The following is a 21,560-nucleotide window of genomic DNA, read 5'->3' on the forward strand; positions in this document are numbered from 1 at the left end:
CTATCAGCTATCAGCTATCAGCTATCAGCTATCAGCTATCAGCTATCAGCTATCAGCTATCAGCTATCAGCTATCAGCTATCAGCTATCAGCTATCAGCTATCAGCTATCAGCTATCAGCTATCAGCCAAAGGCTTGTGGCCAAGCTACTTGAGTTGCTTTTGAATAAAATAAGCACCTCAAGCAGCGTGAGCTTTAGGCTCACGGCTGACCGCTGACGGCTGAATGCTTACGAGTTTTAAAAGACTAGCGCTTGATTCAAGACGCTCTACCAGGTTGAAACAAGGAGAATTTTACGATGGCTGATCTCTTCCATAAGTCAGGGGTTTTGGCAGCCGCTAGTGTGGCTTTGGGTCTAGCTGTAATGCCAACCCAACCTGTTTCTGCTGCAACTATCAAATATGATTTTACCGTAGATGTAGAGACAGGGGATTTGGCTGGCAACTCTTATCAGGGGTATTTTACCTATGATGACACCTTCCAATTTGACAGCGGATTCGAAAGATTCAACTCTCGGAGCGATGACCTATCGGTAGTCTTCGACTTTAATGATGTCACCTACACTGAAGAAGATGATTTCTTGTTTCCTGTAGGTCCCTACGTTGATTTTCAGGATGGGGAGCTTTTGGGATTGAATTTTGCTCCCAATTTCTTCGTTTTCGATTTTCCCTTTGAAATCCGTGACGAAGACAATGACCGCATAGGAGGTGACTTCTTTACCTATGGTGATTTCTTTCTCGGTTCTGGAGAAGGTAGTGTCACTTACGCTAAAGTGGGTAAAGTTCCCGAGCCTGCTACTATTTTAGGGTTAAGTGTGCTTGGTGCTAGCTTGCTGCTGGGAAAAAAGAAGGGATCCTCTCAAAACGCTTAGAAGAGTTTTGGGAGTTGAAAGTTAAAAGTTGAAAGTTGAAAGTTGACGGTTGAGTGTTAAGGGTTGAGTGTTGACCGTTGACCGTTAATACTCAACCCTTAATAGCTAGGATAATGGCAAATTTCTAGTCATCTTAGTCATCAAAATTTTGTCCATCGCCCCAATCATGCGATCGCATCTCATCCTCTAGCGCTATTGTTATGGGTTTGTGCGATCGCATCTCATCCTCTAGCGCTATTGTTATGGGTTTGTGCGATCGCATCTCATCCCCTAGCGCTATCCTTATTTCCCCGTGTCAAATATAGCGCTATTGTAAATAGCAACAATGACTAATGGGTAACCATTGAAGTGAAGAGTTTGGTAAATGCGTTCGCGTAGCGTCGGCTGTGGCCGTAGGCCAAGCTGCGCGAACGCCGAATCGCTTGTTTCAATACTCCCTATCTCCCTATCTCCCCATCTCCCTATCTCCCTATCTCCCCAAACTTCCCCAATCCCCGTTCCCTAACTTAGTTAAAAATACGGTTTTCCTATAGTATACTCTTAATTAGCTTAGTAACACAAGCAAATAATCCAATAATCATGACCTACCATAACAACAGACGGGATTCACTGATAGATAATCCAGACCTAGTTGGTGATTTACCCCCAGAAATCGCTAGTCATATTGTTGATTTTGCCATTAACATTACCCCTGAACTCACCAAAGGGCAGTTTGCCGAAGATACAATCTGCTGTTTAAAAGAATTGATTAAGCAAACTAGCAAAATGATCAGCAACTTCAATCCGGCAACGGGAGTCGTAACCACAACGGTAAATGGTCACTTACCTCATGTTCAAACCGTCGAAAAAATGCCTTCTTCTGGGATACTGATAACTCACTAACCCCTCGGTTGTATAAGGCATCACTAAACAATTCAACAAAATTAAAAACACCATAATCCGGTCCTCGTGGGTTTTCACCCATAGAGGAATGTTCCTTATAAGTAGGAAGACGCTGATCCCAATTAAACAAACCAATTTGGTCAAAGGTTTCCGTAAATCTAGCATTAGTGCGCAAGACTTGGTTTGTCTGTGGATGGGGATCTAAGAACGGAAAATTAACATTTGCTTCCCCTCTCACCTTAGCATTAAACATCTTGATATGCTTTTCAATCCGGTCACGGTCTGTAGTAGGATTATCAAAATCTAGATTCAGATCCCCTAATAAGATAAAATTGGGATAATAGGCTCTATCCTGTTGGATAAACCGTCCTAATATCCATGCCATCAGTGCATCAAATTCCTGACGGCGATCTGAGATATAGTCACCAAAATACAGATGAGCATTAACCGCCATAAACTCATAGGGGTTAGTACCAGGATGACCAACAATTCTAAAGCTGACACAGAACGGTTGGCGAGCAAACGTTAGAAACACTGGCATCCTAACATTCGGCTTCTTCGGGCGTTTCCCTAACTGATTTAAATTCCACTGATCCAGTTCTTTTAGATATTCCACATAGGGTAAAATAGCCTGATTGACCTGATCATAGTTACGAGCCAAGGTTTCTAACACCTTAGTACGGTCAAAAGAAATATCTGAGACCACTTCACCCCGCTTAACCATCGACAAATTATATATAAATCCCAGTCTTTCCCCTAATCCTGGTTCATTAGGAAACACCCCAGTTCGATCAGACACAATCATACCAAACTCTGACCCCATCCGCCCCTTCAACTCCTGGAAACCACTCAGGTCATCCATGATTTCTTGGACAGCGAGCAAATCAAAGTGCTTACAAACATGAGCCAAAAAATCCCAGGTTTGAGGACTGCGCTTAGTTACCGCCCCCAGTTTTCTGATATTAAATGACCCCAACACCACCGAGCCATATTCCCGTTTAGGCAATCCATACTTAGTAGGATCGTCAGCCAAAGTTTCTCGTATTTCACCCCATTCTTTTGGAGTAAATTCAGACATAATATTATTTTAAATGTAAACATAGGATTGATAAAAAAAGGGAATCGGGAATCGGGAATCGGGAATCGGGAATCGGGAATCGGGAATCGGGAATCGGGAATCGGGAATCGGGAATCGGGAAGAGTTACCCAAAATACCTATATACTTTATTAAATTTTGCCTTTTGCCTCTTGCCTTTTGCCTCTTGCCTTCCCCTCCTGGGAGGGGTTAGGGGTGGGTTCCTCTTGCCTTTTGCCTTTTGCCTATGCCCTCTTGCCTTATTCTCTATTACCTTGTATTTAACGATTCAGAATTGTCAAACCATTATTATCATTGGCATCTTCAAAAATTGCTACCATTTCCTTCAATTCAAGCTTCATTTATTCAGAAAATCCTACATTATTTACCAACCGGGCTTTCTCTAATTTGGCATCACTCAGATTGACCTTACTCAAGTTGATATCCCCCAGGATAGCACATCTGAGGTTAGCACCACTCAAATTGACACGACGGAGGTTAACACTACTCAAATTAGCACCGCTGAGATCAGCGCCTGCACAATCGGATGTTGTATTAAGACCAGCAATTCTTCCTATCTCCAAAAAGTCCTTAGTTTTCTCCTCTATAGAGCGATCGATTAACGGTTGCGCTTCTGGCCGAATTTCTTGATTAGACATAGGTTGACTTAACCAAAATTAATATATTCATCAAAATTTTACTCTATACAGCTTTGAGGGCAATGAGCTCATCCCTAATACAGTCAGTCGCCTATTGACCCTCCTTTCATTGTCTTGATGCAGTCGCTCAGGATGTTACAATCAAAAAGCTGCTGGGAATAGTAGGTAAAAACAGACATTATTTAAGATGCTTACCCATTGGAAAAAATCCCTAGCCAAGAGTGCTGGACTATTGGCTGTTTTGACTCTTGTACAGAGTTTCTGCTTGAGTCAATCAGCTTTTGCGCAATGCGTGCCGAGTAATTTTTCCTCCGACTGGTTACAACGACAGGAGTACCTCGGTGGTCACACCATTGATCGCCATGTTGGTAAAAGTGATCAACAACTAGTGGACCGATTAATTAATGCTCCCAGAATCAGCGCAGCTAGCACCTATAGCGATTTGGGAACTGCTGCCACTAATATTCAAGCTGCTTTGAGAGCCAACCGGAATAGATTAAATCGTTGGGTTCTTGATGCTGCTAGAGGTGAAAAGCGAGCTGTTAACTATAGGGCTAGGGAAGTAGTTGGTCGTGTGGCTAGCCGTCCTGCTTCTCTGAGCAATATTTATAATAGTAGGAAGTTGCGTGCGGTTATGAAAAAAACAGCAAAGGGAGATTGCTTACTTCTTACGTCATATCCCGCTAGATAACTGATCAGGGGATTGTAGATTGTAGATATTATAGTTTAGACTGACCCTTGCTTAAACTATAATATCTTGTATTTATTTAATCTTCAGTCTCTAATTCTCCAATCTTAAGTCATTACTCAACATTAGCCATTAACTATACACCAAAAATCTACCCATGAGCCAAAAACCTAACTACGAAAATCTCTACAGTTTTCTTGCTGGGGAGTTTGCTGAAGCTGATTTTGAAGGTAAAAGTGATCAAGAGGTAGTTCTTGGCTGCAACAATCCAGAACTTGCCAAGTGGCATCGTACCATAATTGCCGAAGGACGGGTTGCTTTGGCTTCTCGCTCCTTTCCCTGGAAAGATGTGGGTGACTATGCCAATCGCCATTTTGAAACTGAAGAAAGTGCTAGAAAATGGCTAACAGAAATGCTCGACCTGTTGGAAAGTGGCCTTGATAAAGTATCCGGAGGTGAGTAAAGTATAGCGGTTTTTAATGTGGTGAGGTACAGAGTTTCTGGTTTTAGGGAACAGGGAACAGGGAACAGGGAACAGGGAACAGGGAAATCAGAAGAGGGAACAGGACAAAAATTATGTGTACCTCATTAGGATAAAAACCGCTATACTTTAGCTGATAGCTGATAGCACCATCTGTAGCACCATCTGTAGCGCATTAGCTGAATCCTCACACTTCTAGAGATTGCTACTGCCTTTTTTTTATAAAAATTTCCAATACAGGTTGCTTGGCTCGCTTCCGCAAAATTCCCGTGACCACCATGAAAAAAAGGGGATTATTTCCCCGATTAAACTATACTCGAAACTTGAGCATTTGTCCTTACCCAGGCTGCAATAATTATCGGTTATAACTGGGGTGATGAATCCCAAAAAAAAATCCATACATGTATAGCGCTACGCGCAAGGGCATGCTAGCAATAGGCAAAAGTTGACTACAACTGCTTTTGCTGCTTTTTTCAATGTCAAACACCTTAATGCTTAGTGCTATATAGCTCTGGGGAATCCTCTCAAGTAAACAGGACGAGTGAATCATGGGAAAAAAACGGTCTTATCAGGAACAATTTAAAGAAGAGATAGGTGGGTTGATTGATGGGATTGATCTATCGGATTTGCAGAAGCGGTTTATCAAAGCTCGCTGGCTCGACCAAGTTTTGTGGTTAGACAAGCGAGCCAATCAGTGTCGCAACCACTATTATGCCCTGCGAATGATGACCATTATCGGAGGGGTAATTGTTCCGGCTTTAGTCGGTATCAACAGCAGCGACGGTAAAATCAGAGTAGCCTTGGGTTGGACTGCCTTTGGACTGAGTCAGGTAGTGGCAATTAGCGCTGCTTTAGAAGAGCTATTTCAATATGGCAAACACTACACTCAGTATCGCAACACCGCAGAAGCTATGAAAATAGAAGGCTGGCAATTTCTTCAGTTAAGTGGACCTTACCGACGTGTAGAAAAGCACACCCAGGCATTTACCCATTTTTCCTCCCGTGTAGAGGTGCTGATCAGGAAAGATGTAGAAGGATACATAAGCGAGCTTGAGCAAGACCAGGAACAGGTCAGGGAACAAACAGAGTTAATCCTATCTCAAAACCTAACTCAAAACCTAGCTCAAAACCCAGGTATGGCTCAGTCACAATTCAACGAAAAATTACAACAGCCACGGATTCCAGAAGCCACCCAATTACCAAATGATTTCCCCCTCAGAGGGGGTAACCCTGGTAATCCCTTTCCTCAGGAATTTGACCCAAGCAATACCTTTAATGCTCCAGCCAACCCCTCTGCTAACGATATTCCAAGAATCTGGCAGGAAGAAGACGGGGATGAGTTTGTTCATCCTAGCCAAATCGAACCCAATCGTTTCAAAACCAGCAGTAATGGCGGAACTCCCTCCATCGTCTTATTGGATGATTTAACAACCTCAGCCTCAAACAATACTCCCATGGTTTGGCAAGAAGAGGATGAGAATGAGTTGACTCAACCTAACCAACTCGAACAACTCGAAAGCACTCCCTTAACCGAAAACAACAACCATGACCTGACTCCTCCAACTCAGGACTCTCAGGATTCCGTCCCCTGTCCTCCCGAATCCAATTTTGTAACCCCTGAGGTAGTCGCTGATATTCTCAAGTGTCCCCTCAAAGATGTCCAGACTTATCTACCAGACGTGCTGGCTGGTCTTGAGGAAAAGAAGATTTTAGATAAGCTAACCTTGATTGCTGCGATCGCTACTATCGGTGTCGAAACCGGTGGTTTCCGTCCTATCGATGAATACGGTGATTCCAAATACTTCACCAAAATGTACGAAGGTCGCAAAGACTTGGGCAATACCCAACCAGGAGATGGAGCCCGCTATCATGGGCGCGGCTTTATTCAAATTACCGGTCGGGCTAACTACAGGGACTACGGCCAAAAAATTGGTCTAGGCAGCACCTTAGAAAAGAATCCGGAACTTGCCCTCAATCCCAAAATTGCTGCTCAAATTTTAGCCTGCTATTTCTATGACCGCAAGGTGTATCAAGCGGCCAGAGATGGAGACTGGCGGAAAGTCCGCAGGCTAGTCAATGGAGGCTACAACGGTTGGGAACAGTTCTACACCTTTGTCCAACGAGCTGAGCACATGCTTTAATTTTATAGACATTTTCTAGACAACAATACTCAGGGGATGCAGCCTAGTGTAAGGAGTGAGCTGACTGCTGACTGCTGACTGCTGACTGCTAAGCAGCTAATGGTAAAACTGTTACGTTAGTAGAATGTTAGGGAATTCTATAACTGTAGGTTCTGAAACTTGTGAGCCCAAGTTCCCCTCAAATAGCTACTACCTATAATTCCTACTTAACTACCAAACATGAAGACTTTTTTCGATGCCTTCATCTCCTACGGACGAGCTGATAGCAAAGCATTTGCTACCAAACTACACCAAGGATTAACCGAACTTGGTTTCAGCATCTGGTTTGACCAACAGGATATTCCTCTGGGTGTAGACTTCCAAAATCAAATTGATGATGGCATTGAAAAATCTCATAACTTCTTGTTTATCATTGCTCCCCATTCAGTAAAATCTCCCTATTGTCTCAAAGAGATTCAACTCGCCGTTCAACTCAACAAACGCATCATCCCTCTACTCCATGTTGAACCTACGGATTGTTGGGATAAGATGCATCCAATGATCAGACAAATTAACTGGGTCTATTTCCGAGATAATACAGAGGATTTTGAAACATCGTTGGCTGGGTTACTTAAGGTAATCCACCATCAAAGTGATTACGTCAGACAACATACGGAAATTTTAGTCAAGGCATTGGAGTGGTCTAGACATCACAAACAAACCAACTACTTGTTAATTGGAGAAGATAAAAAACAGGCTCAATCTTGGCTAAAGGTTAGGTTTCATGATCAGCAACCTCCTTGTGTTCCTACAGACCTACAGTGTGAGTTTATTTGTGAAAGCACAAAGAATGCCAATAACCTTCTGACCCAGGTATTTATCTGCTACGCCGATCAAGATAAGCCGGTGATGCAGAAAATTGCTAAAACATTAATGCGGAAAAGCTTTACTGTTTGGACTAATAAGAGCGATATTCAAACCGGTACCCGATTCCAAGACGTAGTCTATCAAGGGATTGATGGAGCTGATAATATTGTCTACTTAATCTCACCTGCTTCCCTCAAATCAGACTATTGTCAGCAAGAAATCACCCACGCATTGGTTAACAATAAACGGATTATTCCCCTCTTGATTGAATCCACAGAACTACAGTGCATCCCTCCCCATATCAGAGGGTTACAATTTATTGACTTTACTACCTATAATGATGAAGCTAAATACCGCATTGATGCTGACAAAATTATTAAGGTATTGCATCAGGATCAGCCCTACTACGAAGACCATAAGACGTTATTAGTAAAGGCGATTAAATGGAAAAATCAAAATCGTAATTCCAGCATTTTACTGCGGGGATACAATTTGCGATATTATCAAAATTGGCTCACTCTTAATCAGCAACGCAACTCTTATCCTCCCCTACCCCTTCATCACGAATTTATTACTGAAAGTAGCCATCAAATCCCCTCATCCTCTTTAGAAGTATTTATCTCCTATTCCCGAGCAGATTCCGATTTTGCCCGTAAGTTAAACGAGGCACTCCAGATGCAGGGAAAAACTACTTGGTTTGACCAAGAAAGTATTCCTCCAGGGAGTGATTTTCAGCAGGAAATATATCGGGGTATTGAAAATTGTGACAACTTTCTATTTATTATTTCCCCTCGCTCAGTGAATTCACCCTATTGTGCAGATGAGGTGGAATACGCTCAGAGTTTAAATAAACGGTTTGTGACCATATTACATCACGAAGTAGCAGCAGAAGTGTTACATCCCTCATTAGCTAAGATACAGTGGATAGATTTTAGAAATTATCGGGGAGATTTTTATGCCAATTTCAGTGAATTGATCAGAACTTTAGATACTGACCGAGAGTATGTCCATAACCATACCAAGTTGTCTCAGCGATCCTTGGAATGGAAAAAAAACCACAAAAGTCCTGACTTGCTGTTGCGGGGGATTGAGTTTTCCATTGCCCAAAACTGGTTCCTGGAAGCTGAGCAAAATCATAAATATCCTCCCCCAACTCCTTTACAGAAGGAATTTATTGAAGCTAGTAACAACACTATTGAAGCGGCAAGAGAAGCCGAAAAACAGCGACAAGCAGAAATCCTACGGTTGCAGGAGGAACGTACAAAGGAAGCGAAAGCACGACTAGCAGAACAGAAGAAAAGAGTTAGACAACAAAAATTATTTATTGTCGGAGTCATTATAGCATTGGTAGCGGCTGTTGGCACTCTTATCCATCAAATTCAAGAAAAGAAGTTGGCTGAATATAACCTCAAAATTGCTAAAGTCAAGCATCTTCTCTCAGAAGCAAGGACGTTTTTAAAACGACACCCGACGAAGGCTTTACGCATTGCCGAGGCTGCTTATAAGATTGACAATACCCATCAAGTGCCTGAGGTTTCACAATTGCTGAGTATAGCCTACCATTCAGCAATTCATCGCCGCTTCTTTTTTTACTATGCCAATATGCGACATAAAAGGGCTGTGACTAGTGCAGTATTCTCGCCGGATGGTAGTAGAATTCTCACAGCTTCAAAGGATACCACAGCAAGATTGTGGAATCTCAAGGGGGAGCGAATCACTACCTTAGCCGGACATTCTGCTAGGGTTAATTCTGCTGTATTTTCCCCAGATGGCAACACAATAGTGACTACCTCAGAGGATAAAACAGCTAAGTTGTGGGATAAGGAAGGCAATTTGCTCAATACCTTACAAGGGCATGATTGCGTCCGCAACGGTCAGTGCCAGGTTAATTCTGCCGTCTTTTCCCCAGATGGTCAGACAATTCTCACCGCTTCTGATGATAATACGGCTAAATTATGGGATAAACAGGGACAACTAATTAAGACCTTGAGCGGGCATAAAGATATCGTCGTCTCTGCCGTCTTTTCTCCTGATGGTCAGACAATTCTCACCGCTTCACGGGACAAAACTGCGAAATTATGGGATAACGATGGGAATTTGATCACAACTCTAAATCAGGACAGCTGTTGGCATGTACATATAAAGGATTCTCATTGCGGTCTTACCTCTGCGGTATTTTCTCCAGACGGAACTAAAATTATTACTACCAGTAAAGATAAGACAGCTAAATTGTGGGAGCACAATGGTGAGCTTATCCACATATTTAAGGGACATAGCGGTTGGGTTAATTCAGCTTTATTTTCCCAAGACGGTGATCAAATCCTTACTGCTTCTGAAGATGGCACTGCCAAATTATGGAATAAGGATGGAAAATTAATTAACACCTTGAAAGGACATTCCGAGGCAGTCAAAAAAGCCTTGTTTTCCCCAGACGGTAATCACATTATTACCGTTAGTGATGATAATACTGCCAAAATTTGGGATTTGGATGGAAACGCGATCGCTAATTTAATCGGTCATCAATTATCGGTTACTACTGCAGCGTTTGCTCCCCATGGAGACAAACTAATCACCGCTTCTGATGACTCGACAGTCAAGTTATGGGATATCACCCAACAACCAGTTAATTCTAGTTTTAGACATTCAGCACCTGTGAATTCTGCTGTGTTTTCTCCTGACGGCACAAAAATATTGACAGCCACTACCGATAAAAACGCTTATTTATGGGATCTGAGGGGAAAATTACTCAAGCAACTTCCTCATGGCTGTGATGTCTGGAATCACTGTGCTGTAAAAACAGCAGCTTTCTCCCCTAATGGTAACTATATTATCACGACTTCCGATGATGGCAAAACCCGGTTATGGAATGGAAAAGGCGATCGCCTGATCATGGCTATTAATTTACATGATCACTATAATAACTTAACGATATTTGGTAGGAATGGTGCTAAATTTGCCAGCTTTTCCCAAGATGACCAGCAAATTCTGACTACGTCTTACGATCAAACTGCCAAGTTATGGAATTTTAGTGGCAGTGAACTTATAGAAATATCAGAGTACAAAGGACACAAGGGGGTAGTTAATTCCGCTGTCCTATCTCCTAACCGCCAGCAAATCCTTACGGCTTCTAACGATAAACTTGCGAAGTTGTGGAACTTGAAGGGAGAAATAATTACTAATTTTAAAGGACATACCGATGTTGTGAATTCCGCCGTCTTTTCCCCTGATGGTAAAACAATTCTCACTGCTTCAGAAGATCACACGATAAAGCTGTGGGATTTGAATGGAAACCTGATCCGAACCTTTGGAGGAGGTCGTGAGAAAGGACATATGTTTGATGTTAATTCAGCGGTGTTTTCTCCCGATGGTAAAACAATTCTCTCTGCTTCTGAGGATAAAACTGCCAGGTTGTGGGATTTAAACGGTAGGTTAATCCTGGTGATGAGAGACCATAATGCTGCTGTGAACTCCGCCGTCTTTTCTCCCGATGGCACCAAAATCCTCACTGCTTTCAGCAATGGCACTGCCAGGGTGTGGCTCAAGCCGGAGGCTATATATGAGTGGTTGCAAACAGCTAAAATTTATCAGCTTTCACCAGGAGATCGGAAGGTGTTTGGTTTAGAGCACAGCTATCCTAGATAAAATCCTAATGATGTCAGATACCCTGGTTGACTGACTTTTCTAGCTTCGTAGATTTGGTTTAAGATAGTGAAACCTTGGCAATGGTTTTAGGAATTTTGTCAGTCAATCAGCCCCCCGTCTCTCAATCTTGCCAATACAATTGGGATACAATGGGATCCAAGCCTCGATGATATCAAAAACCATAACTCCACCTTGCCCGATACCCTCGGGCATCAATATGGGTGAAAGAACTGGCACTGGCTAGACCACCTCGAGAACCCCACCAGGAATCCAGGCGTCTATTCACCGACATTGGCGATATCCCCTCAACTACAAAATCCACAGCATCCCCAGAAAGATGACGGGAGCGTAATGCACCACCAACTTGGCGATTGGTTACTGGGTCGCGATACCAAGAGTTAACCAGGATGGGGCGATTGCCAAAGTATTCCCTAACTTCCTCCATGACCTCAGCAATTTTGAGAATGTTCTCCACAATACTTTTCTCCGTAGGAATGCGGGTACCATTTTTGGTTGCCTCTGCCCAACTAAAGTGACCACCAGTGATAATCGCCTCCGATAGGTAAACCGTTTTGTCATATCCAGGCAACTGAATTGGACCAGTCTTGTCAGAGTTAATCTTAATTAAGTCAGATTGTTGTTGATCCTTAGGTGCGTTATTGGGTTCACTGCCTTCAATTTCAACATGGTCACAGAAGACGTACCAGGTTTTTCTTGGTGGTGTGCCTAAAGCAACATTGGCCAGGACAACCTGAATATGCTTATTCTCTGCTGGCTGATCCGATGTAATCTCAAACTCAGTGTTTGCCTTGACGAAAACTTTTTGTGAGTCTTTCAGCTGATAGGACTGTTGGGTGCTTGTTTTAAAGAAAGTATCGCTCAGTACTCTTAGCCTAATAGCTGTCTGTGGCCTAGTGCCTCGACTTTCTGGTTTCCGAGATTGTTGCCGAAGTACAAAATTACTCGGTAACTGAGTGCCATTGGGCAGTTGTACAACAGCAGACTTCCCCACAGAGACTAATTTGCGATCAGCATCATCCTGCCAGCGACGAGCAAATTCAGTGAGCACTGATGGCGACTGCTGTTGTTGCAGCCAAGCTAGTGCTGCATCTTGATGAGGCAGTTTCCCATAACCTCTGAGCATATCGAGGAACTGAATTGATCCCGTGTTGCTTGCCTGTTGCCAATTAACAGAAAATTGTGGACTGGCAAACTGTAACGGTTGATCGAGCATTCCTTGGTAATACAGATACCAAACAATTGCTGCTGCTCCTATCTTGTGCCCTTGACCATAGGAGTCATTACTCTTACCTACCAGCCATTGATTCCAATGCTGTGAACTACTAAAGTGATTGGTGCCATTCCAGAGGTACTCGGAATTATTCCCCCCCTTAGCATCACGGAAATCATTCCACAGCTCAAACCCCCATAGCATTGCACCGATTGAGTGGTCTTTGGCAGTGTGGAACTGTTTCCAGCGCAGTGCATCAATCGCACTCTCAACAAACGTGTATCGTTGTCCGTTAGCTGGTGGAGCAATGGGTCGTCCTTGTGGGTAGCGAATTGTTCTATTAGTTAAAGAGTCGCCATTGTGCAAGTGAGCGTCTCGAAAGTCCAGCTCTCGATAGTGCAAAATTCCGACAAACCACCAAGGCACCCCCGTTTGCCGTTCCACTAATCCGTAGTCTCCTCGCCGTTGGAGGATTTCTTGAGCAATGCGGCCAGTTGGCTCTAGGCAGCTTCGTCTGAGCTGACAAGTAGCAAAAAGTTGTTCATATTGAGGTTTGAGAGTACGAAGCCGGAAATCGCTAGACATTTTTATTTTGACTTTAGGACTAGATACAACTGTTAGGGGGCGTTCTTTTGGGTGAGGTACAAAATCTTTGGTTTTAGGGAGTAGGGAGTAGGGAGTAGGGAGTAGGGAGTAGGGAGCAGGGAGTAGGGAGCAGGGAGCAGGGAGCAGGGAGCAGGGGGTTATTTTTATAACTGAATAATATCCAATTTAAATGGGCAACAGCTTACCAATTACTAATTACCCTCAATCATCCCATTAATCAGTAACGCCTGTTTTTTATTGTATCTTTATTTTTTTGGTATTGATGGTATTTTAGCTATTATTTTTATGATTTAAGTAATTTCTTTTAAAGCGTTTTTTTTAGAGCCATTAATAAAGTTTTTAGATAGGCAAAAATACGCTTTTGCCTTAGCAGTATTAGAGAGTAATAAAGGGATGGCTCCCTATTCCCTACTCCCTACTCCCTACTCCCTATTCCCTACTCCCTACTCCCTACTCCCTATTCCCTACTCCCTACTCCCTACTCCCTACTCCCTACTCCCTATTCCCGACTCCCTATTCCCGACTCCCTAAGACTACCGTATAATAATATAATAGATAAAGCCTAGTCTTGATTCCCACTGTCAGCCAATCTATTATGCTTAAAAGTTCTTTGCCAAAATCCTCTCTGAGGACTGAGCAACCTCCAGACTGTGAGATATCCCAGTTATCCCCTACTTCCTTGACCCTGATCGCTGATTTCTTTAAAGTCTTATCTGAAGTAAGTCGCTTGCAGATTATCTGTTGTCTGAAGTCCGGCTCAAAAAATGTTAGTCAAATTATCGAAGAAACAGGCTTAGGTCAAGCCAATGTATCCAAGCATTTAAAAATCCTGGCTAAAGCAGGGATTGTAACTCGCAATCAACAAGGAATCAATGTCTTCTACCAAATAGCTAATCCCTTTATCTTTGAGCTATGTGAGCTAGTGTGTGATTCCCTGTCACTGCAAATGGAGCAACAACATCAACAGCTAGAGCAACTCAAAGCGATGCAGCAATCTTTTTAGCGACCTTGGTAATTGGTAATTGGTAATTGTGATTACTCCCGAACTATTGCCCATCATTCAACTCCAATTCCCCTCCCGTTATACCCGTTCGCGCAGCGTCGGGCTTTGCCCGAAAGGGTTAGCGGGAGATGGGGCAAACAGCTATGGGTTGACGTAGTGTCTCCAAAGGAGAATCGCTACGTCAACGCACACATACTTGATAATTAATCCTTGATAATTAATCGTTCTTTTATAGCTTTCCAAGGATTCCCTAAAAGCCAAGACAACAGGCCAGTAATAAATGCGATCGCAAACCATACCCATGACCGATATATGATAATAACCACAGACAGGATAGCAATCAGCAACAAGGCTACTTGCACTACCAGGGAAATTAACTTCTGGCGACTACCATCACCCTTTTTAATCCCTGATGATTGGGTAATCTGTTGCCACCAATAAAATAGTTGTAAGGATTGATTGAAGATTTGATAGATCAAACTACTACCGAAGCCTGGGGTGCGATCGCCTAATACAGTGATCAGCATATCTCGCACAATCAGGGCAGCTCGGGTAGCCAGATTGGTTAGGATAGTAGTGGGAATATCATTTGACAATGTCTCTGAACCCACGTGGTAATGGTTGAGAAAGAACTTTTCTTTACCCTGGGGTAACGAGTCAATGCTTTTCCTAGCTAATTCCTGAGCTGCTAGTAGACTAATTGTTTCACTAAAACTACCCTGAACTAGACTATACTGGGGTATTGTGGTTTGACTTGTGGTTAGACTATCGTTAGGAGCAGCAGGTTGAACTCGCTGGTTACTCCACTCTAGTTGTTCAGAAATTTCATCTTCAATCACATTCTGTAGGTCAGTGCTGAGAATATCACGATGTCCTTCCAAGACTAAATCATCCAGTATTGTTTTAAGATCAGCTTCAGAAAGATCTGGATTAGGAGTTGCCAGCTTACGTAGATGATCTTTAATTTTATCCTGGTGATCAGCCGTAGCGTTAGGGAAAGACTCTTGAATTAAAAAATCTAAGTACTGTTCTTTAAACTGATCAAATTCTTCTCCCGCTTCAGGAATGTTATATTCTTGAGCTTGTCGTTTCAAAAAATTAGGAAACTTAGCAATACCTTCAGGAGTAAGTAAAGCTTCCACTATCCGGTTTAATCCGTCTAAGCGCCCCCACATAATATCATTGGAACGCCAAGACTTTTTAAAGAAACCGCCAAAAGCATTTAAGGTATTTCCCGCGAGTTTACTATCTAATTTTTGCCCTTTACCAAAACCTAGCTGAGCATCATCTGGACTAATCCGAATCGTCTCGATCAGGTCTTTTTCCTCAATTTCAGATAGATACTCAAAGGGATACAGAACTTGATCGAGTTCTCGAAATCGTTTAAAACGAGTCAAGAGTTCTTCAGACTGATTTAGCCCACTTAGTTCAATGAATTTCTCTGATGCTTCCTCTATCTTACACAAAACCGAAGAGTATTGGTTACTATTATTTTCCGTATCGTTATCTTTATATTTTTCAGCAAGCCAGATTTTTTGAAGTTGATTTGGTTCTTGCTCTAGTTGATTAACTTTTTGCTGAAATTGTTCAAAAATGCTGGAAATTAGTGGCTGGGGCAACCAGTCCATGGTGGTTTTTCCAACTGTCTGGGTTTCAGATTTAGCAGCTAATTGTTCTGCTGCTTCTGGTAATTTTTGCAATAAATAGGCTGGGACTTTTTCTAAATAAGATTGCTGATGGTTTTGTGGTACAAATTCTGCTAGCCCCTCAGCATCGAGCAAGAAACGGTATAACCGGAGTAGACGGTTGTAAATCTGACTACGCAGATTATCCGTAGACTCGGAACTTTGATTCGTTTGAAAGGATGATATCAGGTCATAGAAGGATTGACTAACCTGGGGATGATTCAACAGCTTAGTTAATGCCATCTTAAGGACTTCTAGGAGTTTAATGTGACGACCTAGCCTTAAGGCTAGGGATTGGAGCGTTTTATACTCTGATAATGATGGCTCCTGATTCATCAACTGACAAACTTTTTTAACGATATAGAAGTGCTTCCTTAAGGCATATTCGATATCGAGATTGCTAATCTGTTGACTAGGGTCTTCGATAATAATGTCGTGATTTTTCAGTTTTTCCGGTTCAGTAATGTGTTGCGTCAGTAGCTTAGCTATTTGATCTAAAAGGACTTGCTTGTTTAAGGTTTCTTGGTAAGATTTGGTGCTACTGACTTGAGACATTCTCAAGACTAGAGGTAATGTGCGATCGCGTAAGCTAATCAGACGACTACGCCAATAAATTCCCGTCTCAACTGGGAGCGTTGTCTGTTGGGAGTTGTCAGCCTTAGCAAATAAGGGGGATTCCGCATCTGCTAGTAGAGACTGGTAGCGCTGGATTTTCTGGTTACGGTCTTTGATTAACCCCAAATCATTACTAATACTTTCATAGGTCGGTATTCCTAACAACGACTCCTGGATCACCTCCCAGACATCAGGCTTTGGCATCTGATTAAACTTTTGGCTGCCAGCAAAATTATCTGGACTGGGATCGATATAAAATAACTTGCGCTCAACTGGATAATAGTCGGCACGATAATACATTTCTTTGATGGTGTAACTGAAAGGCCGATTATCTAGCACCCCTCCATCCACAAAGTGCAATTGATACCCACCGGTTGGAGGGGTTTCCGGTAACTTGCGATTGTTAAGGATTCCCCATTCTACTAACTTGGCATCGACCTGATTGCTAGGATTATCTAACTCAACGGTAACTACAGGGAAGGCAACTGGAAAACAAGATGTAATGCGACACAGTTTGGCCAGAGCTTGATAGGTGTCTTGGACCGTTGAATTGTTTGGGTTAAAATTGGGATTAAAGGGCTCTTTGCGACCTTGACGGTGCTTGAGATGAAAGATAGTGCGGTGGTCTTTAAGATCAATCACCCGTCCGGTATCATCAAAAACGGTATCAACCCGTCCTACAATATCAGTTCCTGTCACAAATAAATCTAATTCATTAAACGAAGATACCCACTCGTCTGAGGGTGCTTTCTTTTTATTACTCTGCCCTTGCTCAAAGGCTTTAGCTAGTGCATCTTGATAGTAGCCCTTGCCATCTAAAATAGATTCTCCATCATTTTTACCTTGACTAAGGCTAGGTTGATGCATGAGCTTGCGGATGTTGCCATTTTCCCGCCAAATTTGGGCAAAGTTTTCAAAATCGATTACTTCATCCTGACTACTATTGGTCAAAGCGTAGCTAAGCAGAACCCCATTAATCCCTCCCGCTGAGGTGCCTGAGAGAATATCAACAATAATATCAGAATCAGTAAGAGCTTTAACAAGTTTATAGATACCTCGACCGCGAACAGCATTATAAAATTCCCGGCAAACGCCGTTCATATAAATCGCTAGAGATACTCCACCATAAACTACTAGTCCTAAGCGCAGTTCTCTGCTAAATTCTGGCTTGCGAAAGTTTTGGCTAGACATAATATGACTCTCCAATTATGGAAGTTACCCTGAGTTACTGGCTAAATATAGCAATCCGTGTAGGAATTGTGAGAATTTTTGATGCCATATTCCCTACTCCCTGCTCCCTGTTCCCTGTTCCCTGTTCCCTGTTCCCTTTGCTATAGTACTGAACTGCTGCTGACACAACCTGCGGAAATCATCCCCGCGATGTTCAAAGCTTTGGTATTGGTCAAAGCTAGCACAGGCGGGAGAAAGCAGGACAACACTCGCATTATACTGTTGAGCCAGTTCTGCTGCTCTTGGTACCGCTTTCGCCATAGTTTCCAGAATTTCGTAACTGGAGTAGCTAGCTTCCTTAAGGCGTGCCGCAAAAGCAGGTGCTGCCTCACCAATGAGTAAGACAACCGCTGCTTTGAGTTTAATGGTCTCAATCCAACTGGTATCATCACCAGCTTTGGCTTCACCACCAGCAATTAGAATAGTGGGTGCAGCTACTGAGGCTAAACCGACTTGAGCCGCATCATAGTTGGTGGCTTTACTATCATTGATGAAGTCTATCCCCTGCCAGGTAATCACCTTTTCTAGGCGATGGGGCACACCAGGAAACTTGGCAATGGCGGATGCGATCGCATTTTTCTCAATTCCTGCCAATCGTGCTGTTGCCACTGCCATTAATAAATTTTGCCGATTGTGATCTCCGACCATCTGTAAGGATTTCACTGGCAAGATCGGTTCTGAGTCTGCTATCACCCAGTCATCTTCGATGTAAGCCCAAGGTTTAAAATTCCTGTCCCCCTGACCACCTGTGATACTGATCCAATAGGCATCGGGCCAATAGTTTACTCCCAAATTCCCCAGGTAAGGGTCATCCCCATTGATAACTTGTAACTGGGAGCGACGCAGTAAAGATGCCTTGATGTCATAATAGTTTTCCAGGGTTTTGTGGCGGCTGAGGTGGTCAGGGGTCAAGGTTGTCAAGACACCAATACGAGGGGCAAGGTCTTTGGAAGATTCGATTTGGTAACTACTGATTTCCCCAATTACCCAATCGATTGGGGATGTTTCCTGGGCTTTGCCATTGATTTCTGGTGCTAGCAGTAGTTCGCAAGCCGCATAACCAATGTTACCGCAGGCGGGGGCATGGAAACCAGCTTCTTGAAAAATAGCAGCAATCAGGGAGGTGGTAGTAGTTTTGCCGTTAGTACCAGTAACAGCTACCCATGGACAGGATTGGAGATAACGCCAAGCTAGTTCAATTTCCCCTATGGTTTCAATGCCTTGGGTCCTGGCCGCAACTAACACTGGTATATCCCAGGGAACACCAGGACTAACTACAATCAGCTCGGGTAAGTCTGAAGACTCTAGGGTTAGGGAATAACCCAGTTTAAGGTTAATTCGATCTCTGGCAAGCTGTTGTTGTTGGTGTTGCCAGTCTTCTGGGGTATAACGTGCAGCGATGCGTTCAGGGCTAGCGGCATCGCTGAGAGTGACATCCCAACCTTCTTTTCTTAGGAGTCTTGCGGCTGCAAGACCTGACCGTCCTAATCCAATAACATCAGCCTTAGGCATACTTTGATTGGTAGAGCATCTGATGGTTTGCCGTTCTAACTATACCAGTTATAGGGGTTTTAACTTGGGTAAGTTAGTTACGGCACTCCCCAAGCTGAAAGCCCCGTGTTTTCAAACCGGGGATGAAAGCTCATAGCGACTTTAGTCGCCGTGAGAAAAGTATTGACTGGTGCTTTACAGATTTCTAGACTAATGTTAGTATAAATTTATATCAAAATAGGTCGAAATTCGGTGATTATATTAGAGTTTAAAGCGAAAGGCAAAGAGTCCCAATATTCAGCTATAGACGAAGCCATTCGGACGGTTAAGTTTATCCGAAATAGCTGTCTTCGTTTGTGGTTAGACAATAAAGGCACAGGAAAAAGTGACCTTAGCAGGTATTCTAAAATCCTGGCTAAACAGTTCTCCTTTGCTAATGAATTAAACTCTACCGCCCGTCAGGCTGCGTCCGAGAGGGCATGGTCATCGATTGTTCACTTCTACGATAATTGCAAGAAGAAAATTCCAGGCAATAAGGGTTTCCCAAAGTTCCAGAAACGTGCTCGTTCTGTCGAATACAAGAAGTCAGGGTGGAAGCTATCCCCTGACAAAAAATCGATAACGTTCACGGACAAGAAAGGGATTGGAAAACTTAAGCTCAAGGGCACCTGGGACTTATGGCGTTTCGACAAGAAGCAAATTAATCGGGTTCGGATAGTCAAACGTGCTGATGGGTACTATGTTCAATTTTGCGTTGCAGTTAACGTAAAAGAAGAACTACCCTACACTGGCGAAATAATAGGACTAGACGTAGGACTTAAGGAATTCTATACAGATTCTAACGGTCGATCTGAACCTAACCCCCGATTCTATAGAATCGGGGAAAAGAGATTAAAGTTTTATCAACGTCGGGTTTCCCGAAAAAAGAAAGGCAAGGCCGTAGGCCACGCTACGCGAACATCCAATCGCAGGAAAGCGGTTAATAGACTAGGTAGACAACACCTTAAAATAAGTAGGCAACGTCAAGAACATGCCAAAGGACTGGCACGTTGCGTAATCCAATCTAACGATTTGGTCGCTTACGTTCGCGCAGCGTGCCGAAGGCAAGATTTAAGAGTTAAGAATTTAGCAAAAAATCACTGTCTAGCTAAGTCTATTAATGACGCTGGTTGGTACCAATTCAGGAAATGGTTAGAGCATTTTGGAACCAAGTTTGGCAGGATAACTGTTGCAGTAAATCCTGCCTATACCAGTCAAAACTGCTCTGATTGTGGCGAAGTTGTCAAAAAGTCTCTATCGACTAGGACTCACACCTGTAAGTGTGGTTGCCAGCTAGATAGAGACCACAATGCCGCCATCAACATCCGTAATAGAGCCATAAGTACGACGGGGCACGTCGGAACTTGGATTATTAATCCGTTCGCGTAGCGTCGGCGAAAGCCGATACGCTTCAGGAGATTTGGCCTCTACTGTTCTTGACTCCGGTCAGGTTCAGCAAGCTGGGTCGTTGAGTGAAGAATCCCCGCGTCTAATGACCGGGGAGTGTCAAGCCCTTGGAATTTTAGAGAGTAGGGAGTAGGGAGTAGGGAGTAGGGGGAATAAACTTGACTTTATCTTATAAGTATGATTAACGCTATAATTCTTTATTACTTGACATTAATATGACTTAAATATTATCCAAAAATATCGAATGTTTTAAAAATAGTTCCTTGCCCAATCTCGCACTGTTCGCCGAATTGCCCGCCTACCATCAGCCCGATGGCGCTCAATTAAACTAGGAAGCTCTTGAATCGGCAACTCAGGAAAAACCCTACTCTTTGCTTGTTCTACATACTCACCCTCTTGCAGTAAGTAAATTGTTAGTTTGCCAGAATCATAGCACCAGATTTCTGGGACTCCTAAGCGAGAATAGATTGGCAAACGAGGCAGTGATTTACTAGTTATATCAATTTCTAGAGCGAGATCTGGGGGGGATCTTGGTTGATATCTAAGTCCAACCTGCCTCGAATCGCCGCTTCATTTTGGATATAAAAACAATTATCTGCTTCTAGCCCAGCTAAGCTACTCTCTCGCCGCCAGGTTGTTGACCCTAAACTTTCGTAGTCCAAATCTAGTTCATCTGCCAGGTCTTTAACTAAGTCACCAATCACCTCTTTATAATATTCATGTTCAGGTAAGGGAGTCATAATCTCAATGGTACCATAATCATAGGCTAAACGAGCAGAGCGATGGTCACCTAAATCCAGCAGCATATTTTCAAACTGTTCCCAGGAAATGTTATGTAAAACCACCCGATCTGCTCTCGGTTTCGTCACTACCATTAGTTTGGTCTCCGAAGCTAATAATAGGTCATTTTTTTATTATATAATTACTCTCTATAGCAGTTATGAATTGGGTAATTTACAAAGTGCTGAT

Annotated in this window: 15 protein-coding genes and 2 pseudogenes; 9 read left to right on the forward strand and 8 right to left on the reverse strand. The window is 43.0% G+C overall.

The window, feature by feature from the left end; genetic code table 11:
- The first annotated feature begins 297 nt into the window (after window positions 1-297).
- Window positions 298-870: a PEP-CTERM sorting domain-containing protein gene (locus F6K63_RS27890; RefSeq protein WP_287313700.1), complete on the forward strand. Its 573-nt coding sequence runs from the start codon at window positions 298-300 to the stop codon at window positions 868-870.
- A gap of 133 nt (window positions 871-1,003) precedes the next feature.
- On the opposite strand, the gene F6K63_RS27895 is transcribed toward F6K63_RS27890, so the two are convergent.
- From F6K63_RS27895 to F6K63_RS27910, 4 genes are all read right to left on the reverse strand, one after another.
- A complete protein-coding gene (locus F6K63_RS27895) occupies window positions 1,004-1,132 on the reverse strand; it encodes a hypothetical protein (RefSeq protein WP_267872016.1) in 129 nt (42 codons plus the stop codon).
- A 516-nt stretch (window positions 1,133-1,648) separates the two neighbouring features.
- A complete protein-coding gene (locus tag F6K63_RS27900; RefSeq protein WP_008182401.1) occupies window positions 1,649-2,830 on the reverse strand; it encodes an exonuclease/endonuclease/phosphatase family protein in 1,182 nt (393 codons plus the stop codon).
- Window positions 2,831-2,839: 9 nt separating this feature from the next.
- Complete coding sequence (locus F6K63_RS27905; protein WP_267872015.1) at window positions 2,840-2,962, reverse strand: hypothetical protein; 123 nt, start codon at window positions 2,960-2,962, stop codon at window positions 2,840-2,842.
- Window positions 2,963-3,189: 227 nt separating this feature from the next.
- Complete coding sequence (locus F6K63_RS27910) at window positions 3,190-3,486, reverse strand: pentapeptide repeat-containing protein (RefSeq protein WP_287313702.1); 297 nt, start codon at window positions 3,484-3,486, stop codon at window positions 3,190-3,192.
- Window positions 3,487-3,673: 187 nt separating this feature from the next.
- Between F6K63_RS27910 and F6K63_RS27915 the strand changes: the two genes are divergently transcribed.
- The 4 genes from F6K63_RS27915 to F6K63_RS27930 all read left to right on the forward strand — a co-directional run bounded on the left by F6K63_RS27915 (window position 3,674) and on the right by F6K63_RS27930 (window position 11,284).
- On the forward strand, window positions 3,674-4,177 hold the full coding sequence (locus F6K63_RS27915; protein WP_287313705.1) for an RNase A-like domain-containing protein: 504 nt from the start codon (window positions 3,674-3,676) through the stop codon (window positions 4,175-4,177).
- Window positions 4,178-4,331: 154 nt separating this feature from the next.
- Window positions 4,332-4,637 carry a hypothetical protein gene (locus F6K63_RS27920; protein WP_071107227.1) on the forward strand — a complete coding sequence of 102 codons (306 nt, stop codon included), beginning with the start codon at window positions 4,332-4,334 and terminating at the stop codon, window positions 4,635-4,637.
- Window positions 4,638-5,203: 566 nt separating this feature from the next.
- Window positions 5,204-6,796 carry a DUF4231 domain-containing protein gene (locus F6K63_RS27925; protein ID WP_287313707.1) on the forward strand — a complete coding sequence of 531 codons (1,593 nt, stop codon included), beginning with the start codon at window positions 5,204-5,206 and terminating at the stop codon, window positions 6,794-6,796.
- Window positions 6,797-7,015: 219 nt separating this feature from the next.
- A complete protein-coding gene (locus F6K63_RS27930; RefSeq protein WP_287313709.1) occupies window positions 7,016-11,284 on the forward strand; it encodes a TIR domain-containing protein in 4,269 nt (1,422 codons plus the stop codon).
- Between the two features lie 172 nt (window positions 11,285-11,456).
- Here F6K63_RS27930 and F6K63_RS27935 read toward each other — a convergent pair whose 3' ends face one another.
- Complete coding sequence (locus tag F6K63_RS27935; protein WP_287313711.1) at window positions 11,457-13,100, reverse strand: D-Ala-D-Ala carboxypeptidase family metallohydrolase; 1,644 nt, start codon at window positions 13,098-13,100, stop codon at window positions 11,457-11,459.
- 414 nt (window positions 13,101-13,514) lie between these two features.
- On the opposite strand from F6K63_RS27935, the gene F6K63_RS27940 reads away from it, so the two are divergent.
- The 3 genes from F6K63_RS27940 to F6K63_RS27950 all read left to right on the forward strand — a co-directional run bounded on the left by F6K63_RS27940 (window position 13,515) and on the right by F6K63_RS27950 (window position 14,281).
- Window positions 13,515-13,652: a hypothetical protein gene (locus F6K63_RS27940; RefSeq protein WP_158026823.1), complete on the forward strand. Its 138-nt coding sequence runs from the start codon at window positions 13,515-13,517 to the stop codon at window positions 13,650-13,652.
- Between the two features lie 64 nt (window positions 13,653-13,716).
- Window positions 13,717-14,124, forward strand: coding sequence for an ArsR/SmtB family transcription factor (locus F6K63_RS27945; protein ID WP_071107239.1), 408 nt, complete (start codon window positions 13,717-13,719; stop codon window positions 14,122-14,124).
- A 19-nt stretch (window positions 14,125-14,143) separates the two neighbouring features.
- Window positions 14,144-14,281: a hypothetical protein gene (locus tag F6K63_RS27950; RefSeq protein WP_154659748.1), complete on the forward strand. Its 138-nt coding sequence runs from the start codon at window positions 14,144-14,146 to the stop codon at window positions 14,279-14,281.
- 46 nt (window positions 14,282-14,327) lie between these two features.
- Here F6K63_RS27950 and F6K63_RS27955 read toward each other — a convergent pair whose 3' ends face one another.
- Complete coding sequence (locus F6K63_RS27955) at window positions 14,328-17,615, reverse strand: patatin-like protein (protein ID WP_071107241.1); 3,288 nt, start codon at window positions 17,613-17,615, stop codon at window positions 14,328-14,330.
- Between the two features lie 93 nt (window positions 17,616-17,708).
- Complete coding sequence (gene murD, locus F6K63_RS27960) at window positions 17,709-19,166, reverse strand: UDP-N-acetylmuramoyl-L-alanine--D-glutamate ligase (protein WP_071107242.1); 1,458 nt, start codon at window positions 19,164-19,166, stop codon at window positions 17,709-17,711.
- Between the two features lie 231 nt (window positions 19,167-19,397).
- On the opposite strand from murD, the pseudogene F6K63_RS27965 reads away from it, so the two are divergent.
- Window positions 19,398-20,724: pseudogene (locus F6K63_RS27965) on the forward strand (RNA-guided endonuclease InsQ/TnpB family protein).
- Between the two features lie 116 nt (window positions 20,725-20,840).
- Here the strand turns inward: F6K63_RS27965 and F6K63_RS38055 are convergent.
- A pseudogene (locus F6K63_RS38055) lies at window positions 20,841-21,466 on the reverse strand (Uma2 family endonuclease).
- Between the last annotated feature and the right edge of the window lie 94 nt (window positions 21,467-21,560).

Origin of the sequence: Moorena sp. SIO1G6, from assembly GCF_010672795.1 — a bacterium.
GTDB classification, from domain to species: Bacteria; Cyanobacteriota; Cyanobacteriia; order Cyanobacteriales; family Coleofasciculaceae; genus Moorena; species Moorena producens.

Coding starts and splice junctions, on each gene's coding strand:
- F6K63_RS27890 (WP_287313700.1), top strand. CDS start 298: ATGGCTGATCTCTTCCATAAGTCAGGGGTTTTGGCAGCCGCTAGTGTG.
- F6K63_RS27895 (WP_267872016.1), bottom strand. CDS start 1,132: ATGCGATCGCACAAACCCATAACAATAGCGCTAGAGGATGAGATGCGA.
- F6K63_RS27900 (WP_008182401.1), bottom strand. CDS start 2,830: ATGTCTGAATTTACTCCAAAAGAATGGGGTGAAATACGAGAAACTTTG.
- F6K63_RS27910 (WP_287313702.1), bottom strand. CDS start 3,486: ATGTCTAATCAAGAAATTCGGCCAGAAGCGCAACCGTTAATCGATCGC.
- F6K63_RS27915 (WP_287313705.1), top strand. CDS start 3,674: ATGCTTACCCATTGGAAAAAATCCCTAGCCAAGAGTGCTGGACTATTG.
- F6K63_RS27920 (WP_071107227.1), top strand. CDS start 4,332: ATGAGCCAAAAACCTAACTACGAAAATCTCTACAGTTTTCTTGCTGGG.
- F6K63_RS27925 (WP_287313707.1), top strand. CDS start 5,204: ATGGGAAAAAAACGGTCTTATCAGGAACAATTTAAAGAAGAGATAGGT.
- F6K63_RS27930 (WP_287313709.1), top strand. CDS start 7,016: ATGAAGACTTTTTTCGATGCCTTCATCTCCTACGGACGAGCTGATAGC.
- F6K63_RS27935 (WP_287313711.1), bottom strand. CDS start 13,100: ATGTCTAGCGATTTCCGGCTTCGTACTCTCAAACCTCAATATGAACAA.
- F6K63_RS27940 (WP_158026823.1), top strand. CDS start 13,515: ATGGCTCCCTATTCCCTACTCCCTACTCCCTACTCCCTATTCCCTACT.
- F6K63_RS27945 (WP_071107239.1), top strand. CDS start 13,717: ATGCTTAAAAGTTCTTTGCCAAAATCCTCTCTGAGGACTGAGCAACCT.
- F6K63_RS27955 (WP_071107241.1), bottom strand. CDS start 17,615: ATGTCTAGCCAAAACTTTCGCAAGCCAGAATTTAGCAGAGAACTGCGC.
- murD (WP_071107242.1), bottom strand. CDS start 19,166: ATGCCTAAGGCTGATGTTATTGGATTAGGACGGTCAGGTCTTGCAGCC.